We start from the raw sequence: 15,736 nt of genomic DNA, 5'->3' as shown, positions 1-15,736 counted from the left end.
GGAAGTGCAATATGATAATAGATAGATTGTTTGAAACCATTGAAAAAAAGGGGCATGTTTGCTTAGGATTAGATACGGAAATATCATATATACCAGAAGGATTCAGAAAAAAGTTTGATAATATAGGCGATGCAATATTTGAATTTAACAAAGCAATTATAGACGAAACAGTAGATCACGTAGCTTGTTACAAGCCACAAATAGCATATTATGAAGCTTATGGTATGGATGGACTTAGAGCATATGCAAAAACTTTAAAGTATATAAGGGAAAAAGGAGCTCTATCTATTGGAGATATTAAAAGAGGGGATATAGCAAAAACAGCAGAAATGTATGCAAAAGCTCATCTAGCAGGAGAATTTGAGGCTGATTTTATAACGCTAAGTCCATACATGGGACTTGATAGTATAGAACCTTATCTACCATATGTGGAAAGCAAAGAGAAGGGTGTATTTGTACTAGTTAGAACTTCAAACAAAGGAAGTAAAGATATTCAATATATAGAAACTGAAGACAATAGAAGAGTATATAATGTAGTTGGAGAAACTATTAATAATTTAGGAAAAGGATACATTGGAAAATGTGGGTATAGCTCAGTAGGTGGAGTAATAGGTTGTACTCATGTAGATGAAGGTATAGAAATAAGAAAAGCATTAGATACAACATTCTTCTTAATTCCGGGATATGGAGCACAAGGTGGAAGAGCAGAAGATGTAGCACTTTACTTAAAGAATGGTAATGGCGGAGTAGTTAATTCTTCAAGAGGAATAATGCTTGCATATAAAGGTAAGGCTGATGGCGAAGAGAATTTTGCAAAGTACGCGAAAGAAGAAGCTATTAGAATGAAGAACGAGATTTTAGAGGCTATTAAAAATTTGAAGAAATAGAAATAGGAAAGTGACAGTAACATCAAAAATGTGACTGTCACTATATTTAAAAAGTCACATTAAACCTTATAATTAGAAAAATCACCGTTACTATTAATAAGGTGAGTGTCACAATGTTAGTAGAATGAACTATTAGGAGTAATAATATGGAAAACAATAATTATGAATATAGCTTAAATAAAGTAATAGAAAATAAAGAGATTTCCAAGGGAATATTTAAAATTTCAGTAGAAGGAAAATTTAATGCAAAACCAGGTCAGTTCTATATGCTAAGATGTTGGGACAAGGAACCATTATTATGGAGACCAATTAGTATCCATAATATAACCGAAAATTCCATAGAATTTTTATACCAAATAGTTGGAGATGGAACTAAACTAATTAGTAAACTTAAAGCAAGTGAAGAAATTAAGGTTATGGGACCTTTAGGGAATGGATTTAATATAGATGATATTAAAGGCAAGGTTGCTGTAGTTTCAGGTGGAATTGGTGTAGCGCCAATGAGACATCTAGTAGAAAATATTAAGAATGCTAAGGTGGATGTATTTTCAGGATTTAGAGATGAAGTTTATGGATTAAATGAAATAGAGGACTCTGGAATATCAGTGAAGGTATCGACAGAAGATGGAAGCGTAGGACATAAGGGATATGTAACGGAGTTATTAAATCCAAAGGACTATGATTTAGTTTTATGCTGTGGGCCAGAGGTTATGATGTATAGAGTAGTCAGCTTATGTAAGGAAGCTGGTACTAAGGTTTATATTTCAGAAGAAAAGAAGATGGCTTGCGGAATTGGGGCCTGTCTTGTATGTACTTGCAAAACCGTTCATGGACATAAAAGAACCTGTAAAGATGGTCCAGTATTTAATGGAGAAGACTTAGAGTTTTAAAGGAGAAATTATGCTTAAAGTAAATATTTGTGGTAAAGAGTTTAAAAATCCAATAATGACTGCATCAGGAACCTTTGGGTTTGGACAAGAATACAGTAATTTTTATGATATATCTAAACTTGGAGGAATCTGTAGTAAGGGATTAACACTAAATGAAAGACAAGGTAATTCTGGGATAAGGATTAAAGAAGCTACGGGCGGAATGTTAAACAGCGTAGGGTTACAAAATCCAGGTATAGATAAATTTATAGAAAATGAACTGCCTAAAATGAAAGAATTTAATACAAATATAATTGCAAACGTAGGTGGAGCTACAGTTGAAGAATATATAAGTATAATTCAAAAATTAAATAATGAAGACATTGATATTATAGAATTAAATATATCATGTCCAAATGTAAAGCACGGTGGAATGGCATTAGGGATTAAAGCAGATGTAGCATATGAAGCTGTAAAACAGGTTAAGAAGATATGTAAAAAGCCATTGATGGTTAAGTTATCTCCAAATGCAGAGAATATAGTGGACATGGCTATAAGTTGTGAAGAGGCAGGTGCAGATGCACTATCGTTGATAAATACTTTTCAGGGAATGGCAATTGATTATAAAAAAAGAAAAGCAATATTTGATAATACCTATGCAGGATTCTCAGGACCAGCAGTAAAGCCTATGGCACTTAGAATGGTACATCAAGTTTGTAAAGCTTGTAAAATTCCAGTAGTTGGACTTGGTGGAATTACAAATTGGGAAGATGCGATTGAATTTATTATGGCAGGAGCTACTGGAATTCAAATAGGAACTGCAAATTTTATAAATCCATTAGCGGCAGTTGAAATTATAAATGGAATAGAAGAATTTATGATAAAAGAAAACATTAAAGATATAAGTGAAATAAGAGGGATAATATAGGAGGAATAAATTATGGAAAATAAAGTTGTAAATATATTAGTAGAGTGTGAAGCATTGTTAAATGGTCATTTTTTATTATCATCAGGAAAACATAGTAATAGGTATTGCCAATGTGCAAAGTTATTACAACATCCAGATAAAGCAGCAGAGGTTTTATCTGTTGTAGCAGAGCAAGTTAAAGATTTAGATGTAGATATGCTTGTCGGTCCAGCAATGGGTGGAATAGTGGTTGCTTATGAGCTTGCAAGACAATTAGGTAAGCCAGGAATATTTACTGAAAGAAAAGATGGAGTAATGACTTTAACAAGGGGCTTTGAAATTAAAAAAGGACAAAAGGTTCTAATAACAGAAGATGTAGTTACAACTGGAAAATCTACTATGGAAGTTGTAAAAATTCTAACAGAATTAGGGGCAGAAGTTGTTGGAGTATGCTGCATCGTTGATAGAAGAATTGAAAACTGTGCATTAACTCTTCCACTATATAGTGCATGTAAATTAGAAATTGAGAGCTTTGATAAGGAAGTATGCCCTCTTTGTAAAGACAACATACCTTATGTAAAACCAGGAAGTAGAAATATTAAATAAAAAATTTTTATGCAATAAAATTAAATAATTATTCATGAGATTATCTAGCTATTGGTTTTTTATTGGTAGCTAGATAATATTTAAAGAATATAATGCAAAAATTATACATATATGCATATAAAATTAATAAATGTAAATTTGACATAGATGAATTTAGATAATACTATAGAAATATATGATTAAGATCTAAATAATAGGTTTAAGGGGGTCATAAATTATGAAAATAGTATTAGCGCTAGGTGGAAATGCTCTTCAGGCAGATCCAAAGGACAAAAGTTCAAATGCTCAGCTACAGACTTGTAGAGAGACGGCTTCATCAATAGTAGACTTAATAGAAGATGGACATGTAGTATCTATAGTACATGGAAATGGACCACAGGTAGGTCAAATATTATCAACGGTTGAGGATGCTAGGAAACAAAATGAAGGAAATGTACTATTCCCATTTGATGTATGCGGATCATTTTCACAAGGCTATATTGGATATCATTTACAAAACTCAATTGCACGCGAACTTGCTAAAAGATCAATATGTAAATCAGTAGCGACAATAGTAACACAGGTTGTAGTTAATAAAGATGATGATGGCTTTCAAAATCCCACAAAACCAATTGGATCTTTTTTTTCGAAAGAAATGTCAGAAAAGTTAGAAAAATCTGAAGGGTATATTATGAAGGAAGATGCAGGTAGAGGATACAGAAGAGTAGTTGCATCTCCAAAACCAATTGATGTCATAGAAAAAAAGATGATAAAAGAATTAGTTGAAACTGGCAACATTGTAATATCATGCGGTGGAGGTGGAATTCCTGTTATAAGAGAAAATGATGAAGTAATAGGAGTACCAGCGGTTATAGATAAGGATTTTGCTGCAGAAAAATTAGCAGAAATTTTAGATGCAGACTGTTTATTAATATTAACTGCAGTTGATAGAGTATGTGTAAATTTTAATAAACCAAATCAAAGCGAACTTACTGAAGTAAATATTGATGATGTAAATAGATATATAGAAGAAGGCCAATTTGCACCTGGAAGTATGCTCCCTAAGGTTGAAGCTTGTAAGAAGTTCGTTATGTATGATAGTAATAAAATTGCAATGATAGCATCATTATCAAAGGCTAAAGATGCTTTAAAGGGGTTATCAGGAACAAAGATAGTAAGGTAGTTAGTGAGATTGAAAAATCAACATATAAGATAAAATTTGGAAAGGGGGAATCGGCGTGGATAAGTTATCTATAAATGTTTATTCAGAAATTGGAAAACTAAAAACTGTGCTTTTGCATAAACCAGGTGAAGAGATAGAAAACCTTATACCAGAATATCTAGAACGATTATTATTTGATGATATTCCATATTTAAAGGTAGCACAAAAGGAACATGACTTTTTTGCGAGTACACTGAAAAATGAAGGTGTTGAAGTTTTATATCTAGAAAAATTAGCTGCAGAAGCTATACGTGAAACCCATGTGAGAACATTATTTATTAATGAAATTCTAAAAGAAGCACAAGTAAATGATGATCATATGCATAAGGAGCTTAGCAATTATTTAATGAATATGCCAGATAAACAGGTGGTAGATACAGTAATGGCTGGGGTAAGAAAAGGTAGCTTGGGGATAAAAGAAGGTGCAAATGATTATCCATTTATATTAGATCCAATGCCAAATCTTTATTTTACTAGAGATCCATTTGCTTGTATGGGAAGAGGTGTATCCTTAAATTCAATGAGGACACAAACTAGGAAAAGAGAAACTATATTTGGGAAGTATATATTCAAGTATCACCCAAGATTTAAGGATTCAGATATAGATTTATGGTATGACAGAGAACTACCTACAAGTATAGAAGGTGGAGATGAACTGGTTTTATCAAAGGACCTTTTAGCTATAGGTTGTAGTCAAAGAACAGATAGAGAATCTGTATTTACTTTGGCTAGAAATATATTTGAACACCATGAAAGTTTCAAAACTATTCTTATTTTTGATATACCTAAAAGCAGAGCATTTATGCACTTAGATACTGTATTTACAATGATTGATTACGATAAATTCACAATACATCCAGAGATAGAAAAAACTCTTAAGGTTACAGCATTAACTTATGATTATAAAAACAATCAGGTTATTGCGACGGAAGAAGAAGATAGTTTAGAACATACTTTATCTAAATATCTACACATCGATGTAAAGCTTATAAGATGTGGTGGAGGAGATAGAATAATAGCAGCAAGAGAACAGTGGAATGATGGATCAAATACATTGGCTATATCACCGGGAAAAGTTATAACCTATGAAAGAAATTATGTAACTAATGAATTATTAGATAAATATAATGTTGAGGTTTTACAGATTCCATCAAGTGAACTTTCAAGGGGCCGTGGGGGCCCAAGATGTATGTCAATGCCATTGGTAAGAGACAATCTATAATAGTTATTTAAAGTTAAGGCATCTTCAAAAAACAAATAAGTCAGTATCCTTGACTATTTGACTTATTATTTATTTTCAGATGCCTAATATAATAAAAATAGGCTTTAAAAAATATAACATGGGCAAATATGAATATTTAGGGGGAATAAACAATGTTTAATTTAAGAAACAGACACTTTCTATCTTTAATGGATTTTTCACCAAAGGAGATAAATTATTTCTTAGAACTTTCATCGGATTTAAAAAAAGCTAAATATGCAGGTACTGAGACACAAAGGTTGTTAGGGAAAAATATAGCATTAATATTTGAAAAAGATTCAACAAGAACAAGATGTGCATTTGAAGTTGCTGCACATGACCAAGGAGCACATGTAACATATCTAGGACCTACAGGAAGTCAAATGGGCAAGAAAGAATCTGTAGCGGATACAGCAAGAGTTTTAGGAAGAATGTATGATGGTATAGAGTACAGAGGATATGGTCAAGAAATAGTAGAGGAACTTGCTAAGTTTGCAGGAGTTCCTGTATGGAATGGATTAACGACTGAAGATCATCCAACACAAATATTAGCTGATTTCTTAACTATAAAAGAACATTTCCCAAAACCACTAAGTGAAGTTGTATTTGTTTATGCTGGAGATGGAAGAAATAATATGGCTAATGCATTGATGATTGGCGCAGTTAAGATGGGTATGGACTTTAGAATTGTTGCACCTAAGAGCTTATTTCCAGAGGTAGCTTTAGTTGAAAAATGCAGAGCAATAGCAGAGGAAACTGGTGCTAGTGTTACAATTACTGAAGATGTAGCTGCAGGTGTTAAAAATGCTGATGTTATATATACAGATGTATGGGTATCTATGGGAGAAGCTGATGAAGTTTGGGCTCAAAGAATAGAATTATTAAGACCATATCAAGTTAACAAGGAAATGATGGAATTAACCGGCAAAAAAGATACTAAATTTATGCACTGTTTACCAGCATTCCATGACACAAAAACTAAGGTTGGTAAAGAGATATTTGATAAATACGGATTAAATGGGCTTGAAGTAACAGATGAAGTATTTGAAAGTTCAGCATCAATAGTATTTGATGAAGCTGAAAATAGAATGCATACAATAAAAGCTGTTATGGTTGCTACATTAGGAAATTAATTAATGAAAAGTAGAGATGAAGATTTAGCTATCTTCATCTCTATTTTATATTTCATGAATATATGTATGATTTTAGGGCTAAATAAAAATTACTTTTAATCAGTGTTAAAAGGTAATAAATCAACAATAAAAATAATATTATATATCATTAATTAACAACGGGTGTAAGGAGAGAATTAAGTATGATTAAGAATATCCCGAACGTAATATATGATAGACAAGGGAATGAAATGAGAGTTGCAAAGACAAGAAGAATTTTTTTTGAGAAGTATGGGAAAAAAGGATATGTGTTTCATGTTGAAAGAGAAGAAAAAATAACTAGTATAAGTGAATTTGAGATAACGGAAGAAAATGGGCGTTATATTGTTACAAGAGATCTTCTAGGAAATACTAATGGCAAATATGAAAGCTTATATGGAGAGTTATAATCATAAGGTGTGTTTTAACAAGTGATAATTGCATATAATTATTAAGAACTATAGTTTTAAAAGAAAACAATAGGAATAGACTTTAAATTTATAAGCCAAACTATGTAATATGTAGAAAACAGAAACTTATTACATAGGGAGGACAATAAAATGAAGAAGACAATAATGACACAGGAAAAATTGGTATTTATTCTTGTTATGTTGATTATAGGTACTGTAATATTAATAGGATGCAAAAATGATAAAAAAACAGGAGACACTACAAGTTCTGGACCATCGGTAGAGGAATTAGATAATAAACCTATACACAAGAAGGAGACAATTAAAATTGCGATAAGGACTTGTGAGGAAATTGTAGAGGAATTAGAGTCCATGGATGAAATAGAATCTGCAGTGGTATTTATAAATCATGAATCTGTATTAGTTGCATTAAAGTTAGAAGAATCTCATGAAAATATAACGAGTGATTTAAGAAATAAAATTGAGATAGAGGTAAAAAAAATATATCTAAATGCAAAAACTATAGCTATAAGTAAAGATGAGTATGTATTTGAATCAATTTCAAGATTGATAAAATCATTTAAAGAAGATAAAACAAGTGAGGAACTAAAAAAAGATATAGAAGAAATAATAAGAAATTTTTAAATTAAAAATTAAGAATTTAAAATTGAAATTGAAAATTAAGGAAGAAACTCCGGAGGAGTTTCTTCCTTAATTCATAATTTACAATTCTAAATTAATAAGACATATACTTTGAGAAGCTATGCCTTCTTCAGATCCAGTAAAACCTAGCCCCTCTTCTGTGGTAGCCTTAATGTTAATTTGACTTATATCAATACCTAAAGTATTAGCTATATTAGTGCGCATGGATAAGATATAAGGTGACATTTTGGGATTTTGAGCTATTATTGTGGCATCAATATTTCCGATTATATAATTATTATCAGCTAGGAGATGCCTAACTTCTTTAAGCAAATCGATGCTAGAAATTCCTTTGAATTTATTATTAGTATCCGGGAAGTGCTTACCAATATCACCGAGGGCAGCAGCTCCAAGCAAACTGTCCATTATTGCATGAAGTAAAACATCAGCATCAGAATGACCAAGAAGGCCTGTAGAATGTGGAATTTTTACACCACCGATAATTAAATCTCTATTAGGTACTAATCTATGTACATCATATCCAAGTCCAACTCTCATAAATAAACCTCCAAAATCATTTGTTTTTCAACTACTATTATTTAATATAATAATTTTAACACATATCGTAATTATATATGTAATGATATATAAATTCTAATTAAAAATAAAAGTTATGCACATTTAATGCACATTACTGTGGATAATGTGCATAACTAAATTTTGAATTGTGTGCATTATTTATATGATAATTAACATATTTATAAAAGAACATGAAATTATAGGTATAATTTCATGTATTAACATTAAATTAACCAAGTTATACACATGATGTCTGTGGATAATGTGTATAAAAACTTAAATTTAATGAAAATAATTACATTAATTACAATTAAATGGTTGGGCTAAAATGAGTATAAATATTTATTAACATGTTAGCTGTGAATATGTTTTAACACTAAGATTAGCATGATGATTTATCGAATTAATTATGAATATAGTAAAGGGATGAAGTTAACCTAAGAAAACTTCATCCCTTGTTTAGTTTATAGTTTTTTTTGAATTAGAGGTAAGATTAAGGATTGTTGACATCTCCTCAGAGGTTAAGTGTCTCCATTTACCCGTAGGAAGATTATTAAGGGAAACATTCATTATCCTAATACGCTTAAGGCTAGTAACGCTATAGCCAAGATATTCACACATTCTTCTAATTTGTCTATTTAAACCTTGAGTTAAAATTATATTAAAAGAAAACTTGTTAATCCTTTTAACACTACATGGTTTTGTAATCGTATCAAGAATCGGTATACCGCTCCCCATTGACTTAATAAAATCTGGAGTTATAGGTTTATCCACAGAAACAATATATTCCTTTTCATGATTGTTTCCAGCACGCAATATTTTATTAACCATATCACCGTCGTTTGTTAAAAATATTAAACCTTCCGAAGGTTTATCCAGACGACCTATGGGAAATATTCTTTCGGGATAATTTATAAAGTTAATAATATTACCTTTAACATGAGTTTCAGTTGTACAGGTTATACCAATAGGCTTGTTAAGTGCAATATAAACCTTATTGGATTTGGGTTTAATTGTTTTACCGTTAACCACAACAGTATCGTTAATAGTAACTTTTGTGCCGATTAATGCTTTAACACCGTTAATAGATACATTTCCAGTTTCAATGAATTTATCGGCTTCTCGCCTAGAACAGATTCCACTATCACTTATGTATTTGTTAAGTCTAATTAGACTATTATTGTCATTCATAGTAAATTGTCACTCCCATTATTGATTATTTGATGGTAATACATTATCGTTTCTATTTACAATTATTTCATAATTGAATTTATATGCATAATCTTTGAAAACGTCAAAGTTAAGGGGTTCTTTTTTACCACTCTTAGTGATATATATATAAATTCTTCCCTTTGAGTACTCATCACATACAGGTATTAATTCCTCGTTAAGAGAGTTGTCAAATAAAATTGATAATCCGCTATTTAAATCATTTCCTTTTATTGAATTGATAAACTCATCCTTTATTTTGGCCCCACTAGAATCTGAAATTTTAACTATTTTATCATTGTTAACATCTATTTTTAAATTATTATTCAAGGATATTATTACGGACCCTTTCGGTGAAAAAAATATAAAATACACACTTATCATAATAAAGAGTGATGAAATAATTAATATTGAAAACAGTTTTATCATATTAGATCGGTCTACATATTTTGTCCCACTATATGTTTTGCCTTTGACTGGGGTATTAGAATTTCGTTTTATAGTAACAAATTCTTTATCTTTGGTTATGATATAAACCATATTATCATCGAAATTAATAACTTTACCAGATTGTTTCATAAAAGTACCTTCCCTATATATGTATTAATTTAAAATTTAAAATTTTGAATTTTAAATTTGTAATTTCAAACATAACCCTTAATTTAAAATTTTAAGCTTTAACCTATAATTTTAAATTCAAAACATAACCTCTAATTTCTAATTTTAAATTTAAAACCCATATACCATTTTACAGTATAATTACAAATTGTGAAAGAGTCAGTGAAAAATGGATGTATTAAATTTACAAAACAAAAGTTTGAATATTCAATACAATAGGCGTATAATTGGGTGTATTGGAAATAATAAACTAAGGTTTAGAGTCGTATAATATATATGGGGGGAAACTAAATATGAAGAATAAGAGGAAAGTACTCTTTTCAGTTGTTGGGATAGTGTTTATACTAATTCTTATAGGAAGCTATATTAATAATTATAGCTTATTAAGTGAAGCACCATCAAAAACCTGGAGTAAAGAAGTAGAGATTGGTACTGGCAGAGGAAAGAACTCACCGGTAATTATAAAGGAAGACGATAGGTTGCTTACAGCATATGAAGATGTAGGTAAACTACGAATATGTGAAACTGATCTAAATGCTAAGGTTATAAAAACTGTAGACTATGAGATCGAGGAAGAACTTCTTAAAAATATGATGTTTTCAAAAAATGCCAATGGATATACACTGATGTATAATTCATCAAAATCAGGGCAAGGCTACATGGAAAAGATATTAGTAGACAAAAACCTAAACTTAATTAATAGAGAGGTTGTAGAGGGTATAGAGAGTACATATCAAGTAGATGATAGTAATATAGTATCTCTATATGAAGACAAACTAGAAGTGCTAAATACTGTGAATAACACGTCTGTAACAGTTCCAACAACAAAGGTATCAGTGCTTACAGCAAGTGCTAGTAAAGACGGGATTCAGGTATGTTATTTAGAGAATGAGGATGATGTAAATACATTCACGGTTAAAGATGGAGTTGCCTCTGAACCATTTTTAGTTACAACAATGTCTAAATCAGATAAAATAACATACAATAATATGTCATCTTCGTCAGATGGGATAAATGGTTACATATTAATTGAAGAATATGTTAGGAATGAATATTCAGCTACAAAGTTAATAGAGTTCCCTATAACTGGAGGAGAAACTAAAATAAGCACACTTTCAGTTAATAATTCAAAGTATGTAATAAATACAAAGGGAGCATACTCTGAAGATGGTGGTGTATTTTATGCTACGATGAGTACAGCTTTTGGTAAGAAGGAAGTAAAAAAATCCATAGTATCCTTTGTGGTTAAAGATGGAAAAGCATCTAATGTGGAGGTTGTAACAAGACTAAGAGAATTATGTATACATCCATACATTACTGATGAATATAGTACATTTTTAAGTTTTAGAGAGAAGGATACATATGATATAAACATATCATCATCAAATGAAGGCTTTAAGAGTGTAAATAATGTGCCTAGGGGTACAGAAAAGACTATGGCATTATCTTACACCGTAGAAGGTATTATGGAAAGCATATCATATATAATTATTTTAGGATTCCGTTGGATATTGCCAGTGCTATTTATTGGAGGTATAGTAACCTTCCTTGATTACGCATTTAGCGAAAAAAAGAAAAAAATAGTTTATATTATATTGGCTGCAATAGCGATAGGAATGAAAAGTTTTACTGTAATTAATATGTTTTATGGAACATATGCATCTATGTTACCTAGTGCAATAGCACATATAGGAGTAGGGATAGCTATATGTTTATTAATTGGAATAATAGTGTACACCTATGGATACTTTGTCTATATTGATGATTTAGAAGGTATATTTATAGGTAGATTTGGGCTATTTGTATTACTAGATGCAATGCTTACTTTAATGATATTTGTACCACTTATAGCATAAAATTTATTTAAATATAAGGATAAGACATCTTCAAAAATATAAAACAACAACTATTGTAAAAAAGAAACTTTACAGTAGTTGTTGTTATTTTTTCGCATTGTGCTACAATAAGTTTAACCAATAAATAGTTAAACTATTAATAATTGTAAAACGTGACCATTAAGGATGGCATAAGTAAGTACTATAAATGGGGGGATGAAAATGAAGAAAAAGAGGATGGTTTTGTTTTCGTTTATTATAGTAACATTTATACTAATTGTAATTGGAAGCTATATAAACAACTATAATTTAGAAGTACAGCCACCATCTGAAGTATGGAGTAAGGAAGTAATATTAGGAACTGCACTTGGGAAAAATGCTCCAGTAATATTAAAGGAAGAAAGCAAATTAATTGTTGCGTATGCAAATGATAAAAAGCTAAATCTATGTGAAGTAGATTTACAGGGAAAAATTTTAAGAACAAAGGAATATAATTTACAGGAGGAACTTGTAAATAAAGTTCTACTTACAAGTAGTAATAATGGGTATATACTAATGTATAACTCAAAAGATGGCGGAGATGGATATTTAGAAAATATAAAATTAGACAAAGAGTTAAATGAAGTTAAACGAGAAACTATTAATGGTGCTAAAGCTACTTGTCAATTAGATAATAATAATATAGTCGTTGGATATGATGATAAAGTTGAAATAATAAATACTCTAGAGAATACATCTATATTAGTACCAGCCCAAAATGTAAGTATGATTTCAGCTAGTAGAACAAAAACTGGATTCCTTGTATGCTATATGGAGGATGACTCAATATTTAAGGCGATTACACTTAATGAAGGTATAGCATCGGAGCCTAGGTTAGTACAACCTATAGCTAAAAATAGTAAAATTACATATAAGGGCATGGCAACTTCTTCAGATGATGAAAATGGATATATAATATTTGAACAATATATAAAAGGAGACTTCCATTCTAGTAGATTAATTGAATTTCCACTGTCGGGTGGAGAAGCTAAGGAAACTAAGCCATACATTAATAATTCAAATTATATAATCAATTCGGTGGGAGCATATTCGGAAAATGGCGGCGGAAAATTTTATTCGAATTTTGATAATCTATATGGTAAAAAAGAAATAAGGCGAGGCATATCCGCATTAGTAATGAAGGATGGCGAGGTTAAGGTTGAAGAGGTAGTTACAAGAACCCGTGGAGTATGTATAAATCCATATATAAATGAAGAATATATTAGCTATTTAACCTTTAAAGAAAAGGATATTTATGATGTAGTTATAGCATCTACTGGAGATGAGTTTAAGGCTATAAATAATTTACCAAGGGATTCTGAGAAAATAAGTGCTTTGAGTTATACTGTAGAAGGTATAGCGTATAGCTTTGTATATATAATTATTGTAGGATTTGCTTGGGTAGCCGTAGGTTTGGTTTTAAGTGGTATAGTTACATTTTGTGATTATAAGTTATCAGTTAAACAAAAGAAACTTATGTATGTTGCTGTGGCAGCTATAACTACAATTACAAAGATTTTTGTTATAATAACAATGTTCTATGGTACCTATGCATATATGCTCCCTAGTGTTATAGCTCCTATTTATATAGGTATTATCATTTGTGTATTAATAAGTTGCATAGTTTATAGTTATGGATATTATTTATATTCAAATGAATTTGAAGGTGTATTTATAGCAAAATTTAGCTTAAGCTTATTAATTGATGCAGTTTTAACTTTAATGGTTTATGTACCATTAACAATATAGACATCACATTAGGTAAATACATGAAATAGATCATTGCTGGAGGATTATTAGTAAGAAGTATAAAATAAAAAATATAAAACCGTTGTATCTATATTTATCATAATAGATACAACGGTTTATTTTAATTAGTTCATAATGACTTAATTTAAGTCAGCTATATTTAAAAAATAATTCTATAGGATAGGAGATAACAACCTTGATATTGCCTCTTTAAATTTAATAATTGGTGGTCGCTTATTATAAAGTTCCTTTGTAAGGAGTGTGCTTTTTAATAAGTCATCCTCAAAATATTTATCAACCTGTAAAGTTGTTTTTTCATCATATATAATAGCATTAACCTCAAAGTTAAGGCTGAAACTACGAATATCCATATTGGCAGTTCCTATTGTACACATCTTCCCATCGATAGATACCATTTTACTGTGAATAAATCCATTATCATAGGTATAACATTTAGCTCCACATTCTACAAGTTCCCAAATATAAGATTTAGATGCCCAATAAATAAATGGGTGATCTGGCTTACAAGGAATTATAATTCTGACATCTACTCCGGATAAACATGCAATTTTAATCGCTGTAAGAATACTTTCATCAGGAATAAAATAAGGTGTTTGGATATAAACCGAATTCTCAGCTTTGTTTATTAACTTAAGATAGGTATTACGAATTGAGCACCATTCAGAGTCAGGTCCGCTAGAGATTATCTGAACAGCTGTATTGCTAATATACTCTTTTTTAGGAAAATATTTTTCGTCCATAAAAAAATCTTGATTGCTTGCGAATCTCCAATCCATTAAAAATCGTACTTCAAGATAGTTAACAGAGTCTCCCTGAAGATGAAGGTGAGTATCCCTCCAAAAACCGAATTTTTTTGAAAGTCCAAGATATTCATCACCAATATTAAGTCCGCCAACAAAACCGTGAGCACCATCTATAACACATATTTTTCGGTGATTTCTATAATTTATTCTTACGTTTATATATGGAATAAATGGAGGGAAAAAGCAAGATACTTCTCCGCCAGCAGATTTTAGCGGTTTAAAGAAGTTACGTTTATTGTGTATACAACCCATTCCGTCATATAAAAGTTTTACTTCAACGCCTTCTTTAGCTTTAGCTACAAGTAAGTTTAAAAGCTTAGTTCCAATATCATCATCTTCAAAAATATAATATTGTATGTGAATAAATTCTTTCGCATTTTGTATACACTCAAATAGAAGAGGGAATTTTTCATCACCATTATTAAGTATATCTACCTTATTATTGTTTGTAACAATAAAGTTGTCACTAGACAAATTTAGATTAATCACATCATGAAACTCATATAATAATTGATTGTTATTTATAGAAGATTCATCATTGACTAATTTTTTTTGACTGTCTGAAAATTTCATTAATACCAATTCTTCTTCTTTTTTTAGTACAAAGAAATTTTTGCGACGTAAATCTTGACCAAAAAATAGATATAATATGAATCCAACGAATGGAACAAACAACATTATCATTAACCAGGTCCATGTATTGTGGGCATTTCGCCTTTCGAAAATTATTACTACAATAGCAAAAACTATATTTAATATAAAAATAAAGTTTACGATGTTAAGAAAAAAAGTATAGTTATCCATAGGCTCTCCTTATCATTTATAAGATAATATAATTTTAACATAGTAGATAAAAAATACATATATTCTTATAAAATATATTTATGGCATCTGAAAATAAATAATAAGTATAGGAAAGTTGAAATTAGTATTTACAACATATCAAAAGTTATGCTATAAAACAATTGGG

The 15,736-nt window shown here is 30.2% G+C and carries 15 protein-coding genes; 11 read left to right on the top strand and 4 right to left on the bottom strand.

What is annotated here, in order from left to right; genetic code table 11:
* Positions 1-11: 11 nt before the first annotated feature.
* The 9 genes from pyrF to RSA29_RS15315 all read left to right on the top strand — a co-directional run bounded on the left by pyrF (position 12) and on the right by RSA29_RS15315 (position 7,916).
* Positions 12-887, top strand: coding sequence for an orotidine-5'-phosphate decarboxylase (gene pyrF, locus RSA29_RS15355; protein ID WP_346943975.1), 876 nt, complete (start codon positions 12-14; stop codon positions 885-887).
* Between the two features lie 146 nt (positions 888-1,033).
* Positions 1,034-1,777: a dihydroorotate dehydrogenase electron transfer subunit gene (locus RSA29_RS15350; protein ID WP_346943976.1), complete on the top strand. Its 744-nt coding sequence runs from the start codon at positions 1,034-1,036 to the stop codon at positions 1,775-1,777.
* 10 nt (positions 1,778-1,787) lie between these two features.
* Complete coding sequence (locus RSA29_RS15345) at positions 1,788-2,684, top strand: dihydroorotate dehydrogenase (protein WP_346943977.1); 897 nt, start codon at positions 1,788-1,790, stop codon at positions 2,682-2,684.
* 12 nt (positions 2,685-2,696) lie between these two features.
* Positions 2,697-3,269 (top strand): orotate phosphoribosyltransferase, encoded by a 573-nt coding sequence (pyrE, locus tag RSA29_RS15340; protein WP_346943978.1) that lies wholly within the window; start codon positions 2,697-2,699, stop codon positions 3,267-3,269.
* Positions 3,270-3,486: 217 nt separating this feature from the next.
* Positions 3,487-4,431: a carbamate kinase gene (gene arcC / locus RSA29_RS15335; RefSeq protein ID WP_346943979.1), complete on the top strand. Its 945-nt coding sequence runs from the start codon at positions 3,487-3,489 to the stop codon at positions 4,429-4,431.
* Positions 4,432-4,486: 55 nt separating this feature from the next.
* Positions 4,487-5,692, top strand: coding sequence for an arginine deiminase (arcA, locus tag RSA29_RS15330; protein WP_346943980.1), 1,206 nt, complete (start codon positions 4,487-4,489; stop codon positions 5,690-5,692).
* Positions 5,693-5,844: 152 nt separating this feature from the next.
* A complete protein-coding gene (argF, locus tag RSA29_RS15325) occupies positions 5,845-6,843 on the top strand; it encodes an ornithine carbamoyltransferase (RefSeq protein WP_346943981.1) in 999 nt (332 codons plus the stop codon).
* A 182-nt stretch (positions 6,844-7,025) separates the two neighbouring features.
* Positions 7,026-7,271 carry a hypothetical protein gene (locus RSA29_RS15320; protein ID WP_346943982.1) on the top strand — a complete coding sequence of 82 codons (246 nt, stop codon included), beginning with the start codon at positions 7,026-7,028 and terminating at the stop codon, positions 7,269-7,271.
* 150 nt (positions 7,272-7,421) lie between these two features.
* Positions 7,422-7,916, top strand: coding sequence for a YhcN/YlaJ family sporulation lipoprotein (locus tag RSA29_RS15315; RefSeq protein ID WP_346943983.1), 495 nt, complete (start codon positions 7,422-7,424; stop codon positions 7,914-7,916).
* A 78-nt stretch (positions 7,917-7,994) separates the two neighbouring features.
* Here the strand turns inward: RSA29_RS15315 and ispF are convergent, their stop codons facing one another.
* The 3 genes from ispF to RSA29_RS15300 all read right to left on the bottom strand — a co-directional run bounded on the left by ispF (position 7,995) and on the right by RSA29_RS15300 (position 10,280).
* On the bottom strand, positions 7,995-8,471 hold the full coding sequence (ispF, locus tag RSA29_RS15310; RefSeq protein ID WP_346934010.1) for a 2-C-methyl-D-erythritol 2,4-cyclodiphosphate synthase: 477 nt from the start codon (positions 8,469-8,471) through the stop codon (positions 7,995-7,997).
* A 480-nt stretch (positions 8,472-8,951) separates the two neighbouring features.
* Entirely contained in the window at positions 8,952-9,683 is a 732-nt protein-coding gene (rluF, locus tag RSA29_RS15305) for a 23S rRNA pseudouridine(2604) synthase RluF (RefSeq protein ID WP_346943984.1), read from the bottom strand.
* Between the two features lie 18 nt (positions 9,684-9,701).
* Complete coding sequence (locus tag RSA29_RS15300) at positions 9,702-10,280, bottom strand: hypothetical protein (RefSeq protein ID WP_346943985.1); 579 nt, start codon at positions 10,278-10,280, stop codon at positions 9,702-9,704.
* Between the two features lie 332 nt (positions 10,281-10,612).
* On the opposite strand from RSA29_RS15300, the gene RSA29_RS15295 reads away from it, so the two are divergent.
* Together RSA29_RS15295 and RSA29_RS15290 are read left to right on the top strand one after the other, a co-directional pair.
* Positions 10,613-12,175, top strand: coding sequence for a hypothetical protein (locus tag RSA29_RS15295; protein WP_346943986.1), 1,563 nt, complete (start codon positions 10,613-10,615; stop codon positions 12,173-12,175).
* 201 nt (positions 12,176-12,376) lie between these two features.
* The gene (locus RSA29_RS15290; protein WP_346943987.1) at positions 12,377-13,942 is read left to right on the top strand and encodes a hypothetical protein; all 1,566 of its coding nucleotides are present in this window, start codon (positions 12,377-12,379) and stop codon (positions 13,940-13,942) included.
* Between the two features lie 173 nt (positions 13,943-14,115).
* Here the strand turns inward: RSA29_RS15290 and cls are convergent, their stop codons facing one another.
* Positions 14,116-15,570: a cardiolipin synthase gene (cls, locus tag RSA29_RS15285; RefSeq protein WP_346943988.1), complete on the bottom strand. Its 1,455-nt coding sequence runs from the start codon at positions 15,568-15,570 to the stop codon at positions 14,116-14,118.
* Between the last annotated feature and the right edge of the window lie 166 nt (positions 15,571-15,736).

Source organism: Clostridium sp., assembly GCF_036660475.1.
Lineage (GTDB): Bacteria > Bacillota > Clostridia > Clostridiales > Clostridiaceae > Clostridium_J.
Note: the sequence above shows the minus strand (reverse complement) of the source record. Positions and strands in the feature narration are given on the sequence as shown.

Coding starts and splice junctions, on each gene's coding strand:
- pyrF (WP_346943975.1), top strand. CDS start 12: ATGATAATAGATAGATTGTTTGAAACCATTGAAAAAAAGGGGCATGTT.
- RSA29_RS15350 (WP_346943976.1), top strand. CDS start 1,034: ATGGAAAACAATAATTATGAATATAGCTTAAATAAAGTAATAGAAAAT.
- RSA29_RS15345 (WP_346943977.1), top strand. CDS start 1,788: ATGCTTAAAGTAAATATTTGTGGTAAAGAGTTTAAAAATCCAATAATG.
- pyrE (WP_346943978.1), top strand. CDS start 2,697: ATGGAAAATAAAGTTGTAAATATATTAGTAGAGTGTGAAGCATTGTTA.
- arcC (WP_346943979.1), top strand. CDS start 3,487: ATGAAAATAGTATTAGCGCTAGGTGGAAATGCTCTTCAGGCAGATCCA.
- argF (WP_346943981.1), top strand. CDS start 5,845: ATGTTTAATTTAAGAAACAGACACTTTCTATCTTTAATGGATTTTTCA.
- RSA29_RS15320 (WP_346943982.1), top strand. CDS start 7,026: ATGATTAAGAATATCCCGAACGTAATATATGATAGACAAGGGAATGAA.
- RSA29_RS15315 (WP_346943983.1), top strand. CDS start 7,422: ATGAAGAAGACAATAATGACACAGGAAAAATTGGTATTTATTCTTGTT.
- ispF (WP_346934010.1), bottom strand. CDS start 8,471: ATGAGAGTTGGACTTGGATATGATGTACATAGATTAGTACCTAATAGA.
- rluF (WP_346943984.1), bottom strand. CDS start 9,683: ATGAATGACAATAATAGTCTAATTAGACTTAACAAATACATAAGTGAT.
- RSA29_RS15300 (WP_346943985.1), bottom strand. CDS start 10,280: ATGAAACAATCTGGTAAAGTTATTAATTTCGATGATAATATGGTTTAT.
- RSA29_RS15295 (WP_346943986.1), top strand. CDS start 10,613: ATGAAGAATAAGAGGAAAGTACTCTTTTCAGTTGTTGGGATAGTGTTT.
- RSA29_RS15290 (WP_346943987.1), top strand. CDS start 12,377: ATGAAGAAAAAGAGGATGGTTTTGTTTTCGTTTATTATAGTAACATTT.
- cls (WP_346943988.1), bottom strand. CDS start 15,570: ATGGATAACTATACTTTTTTTCTTAACATCGTAAACTTTATTTTTATA.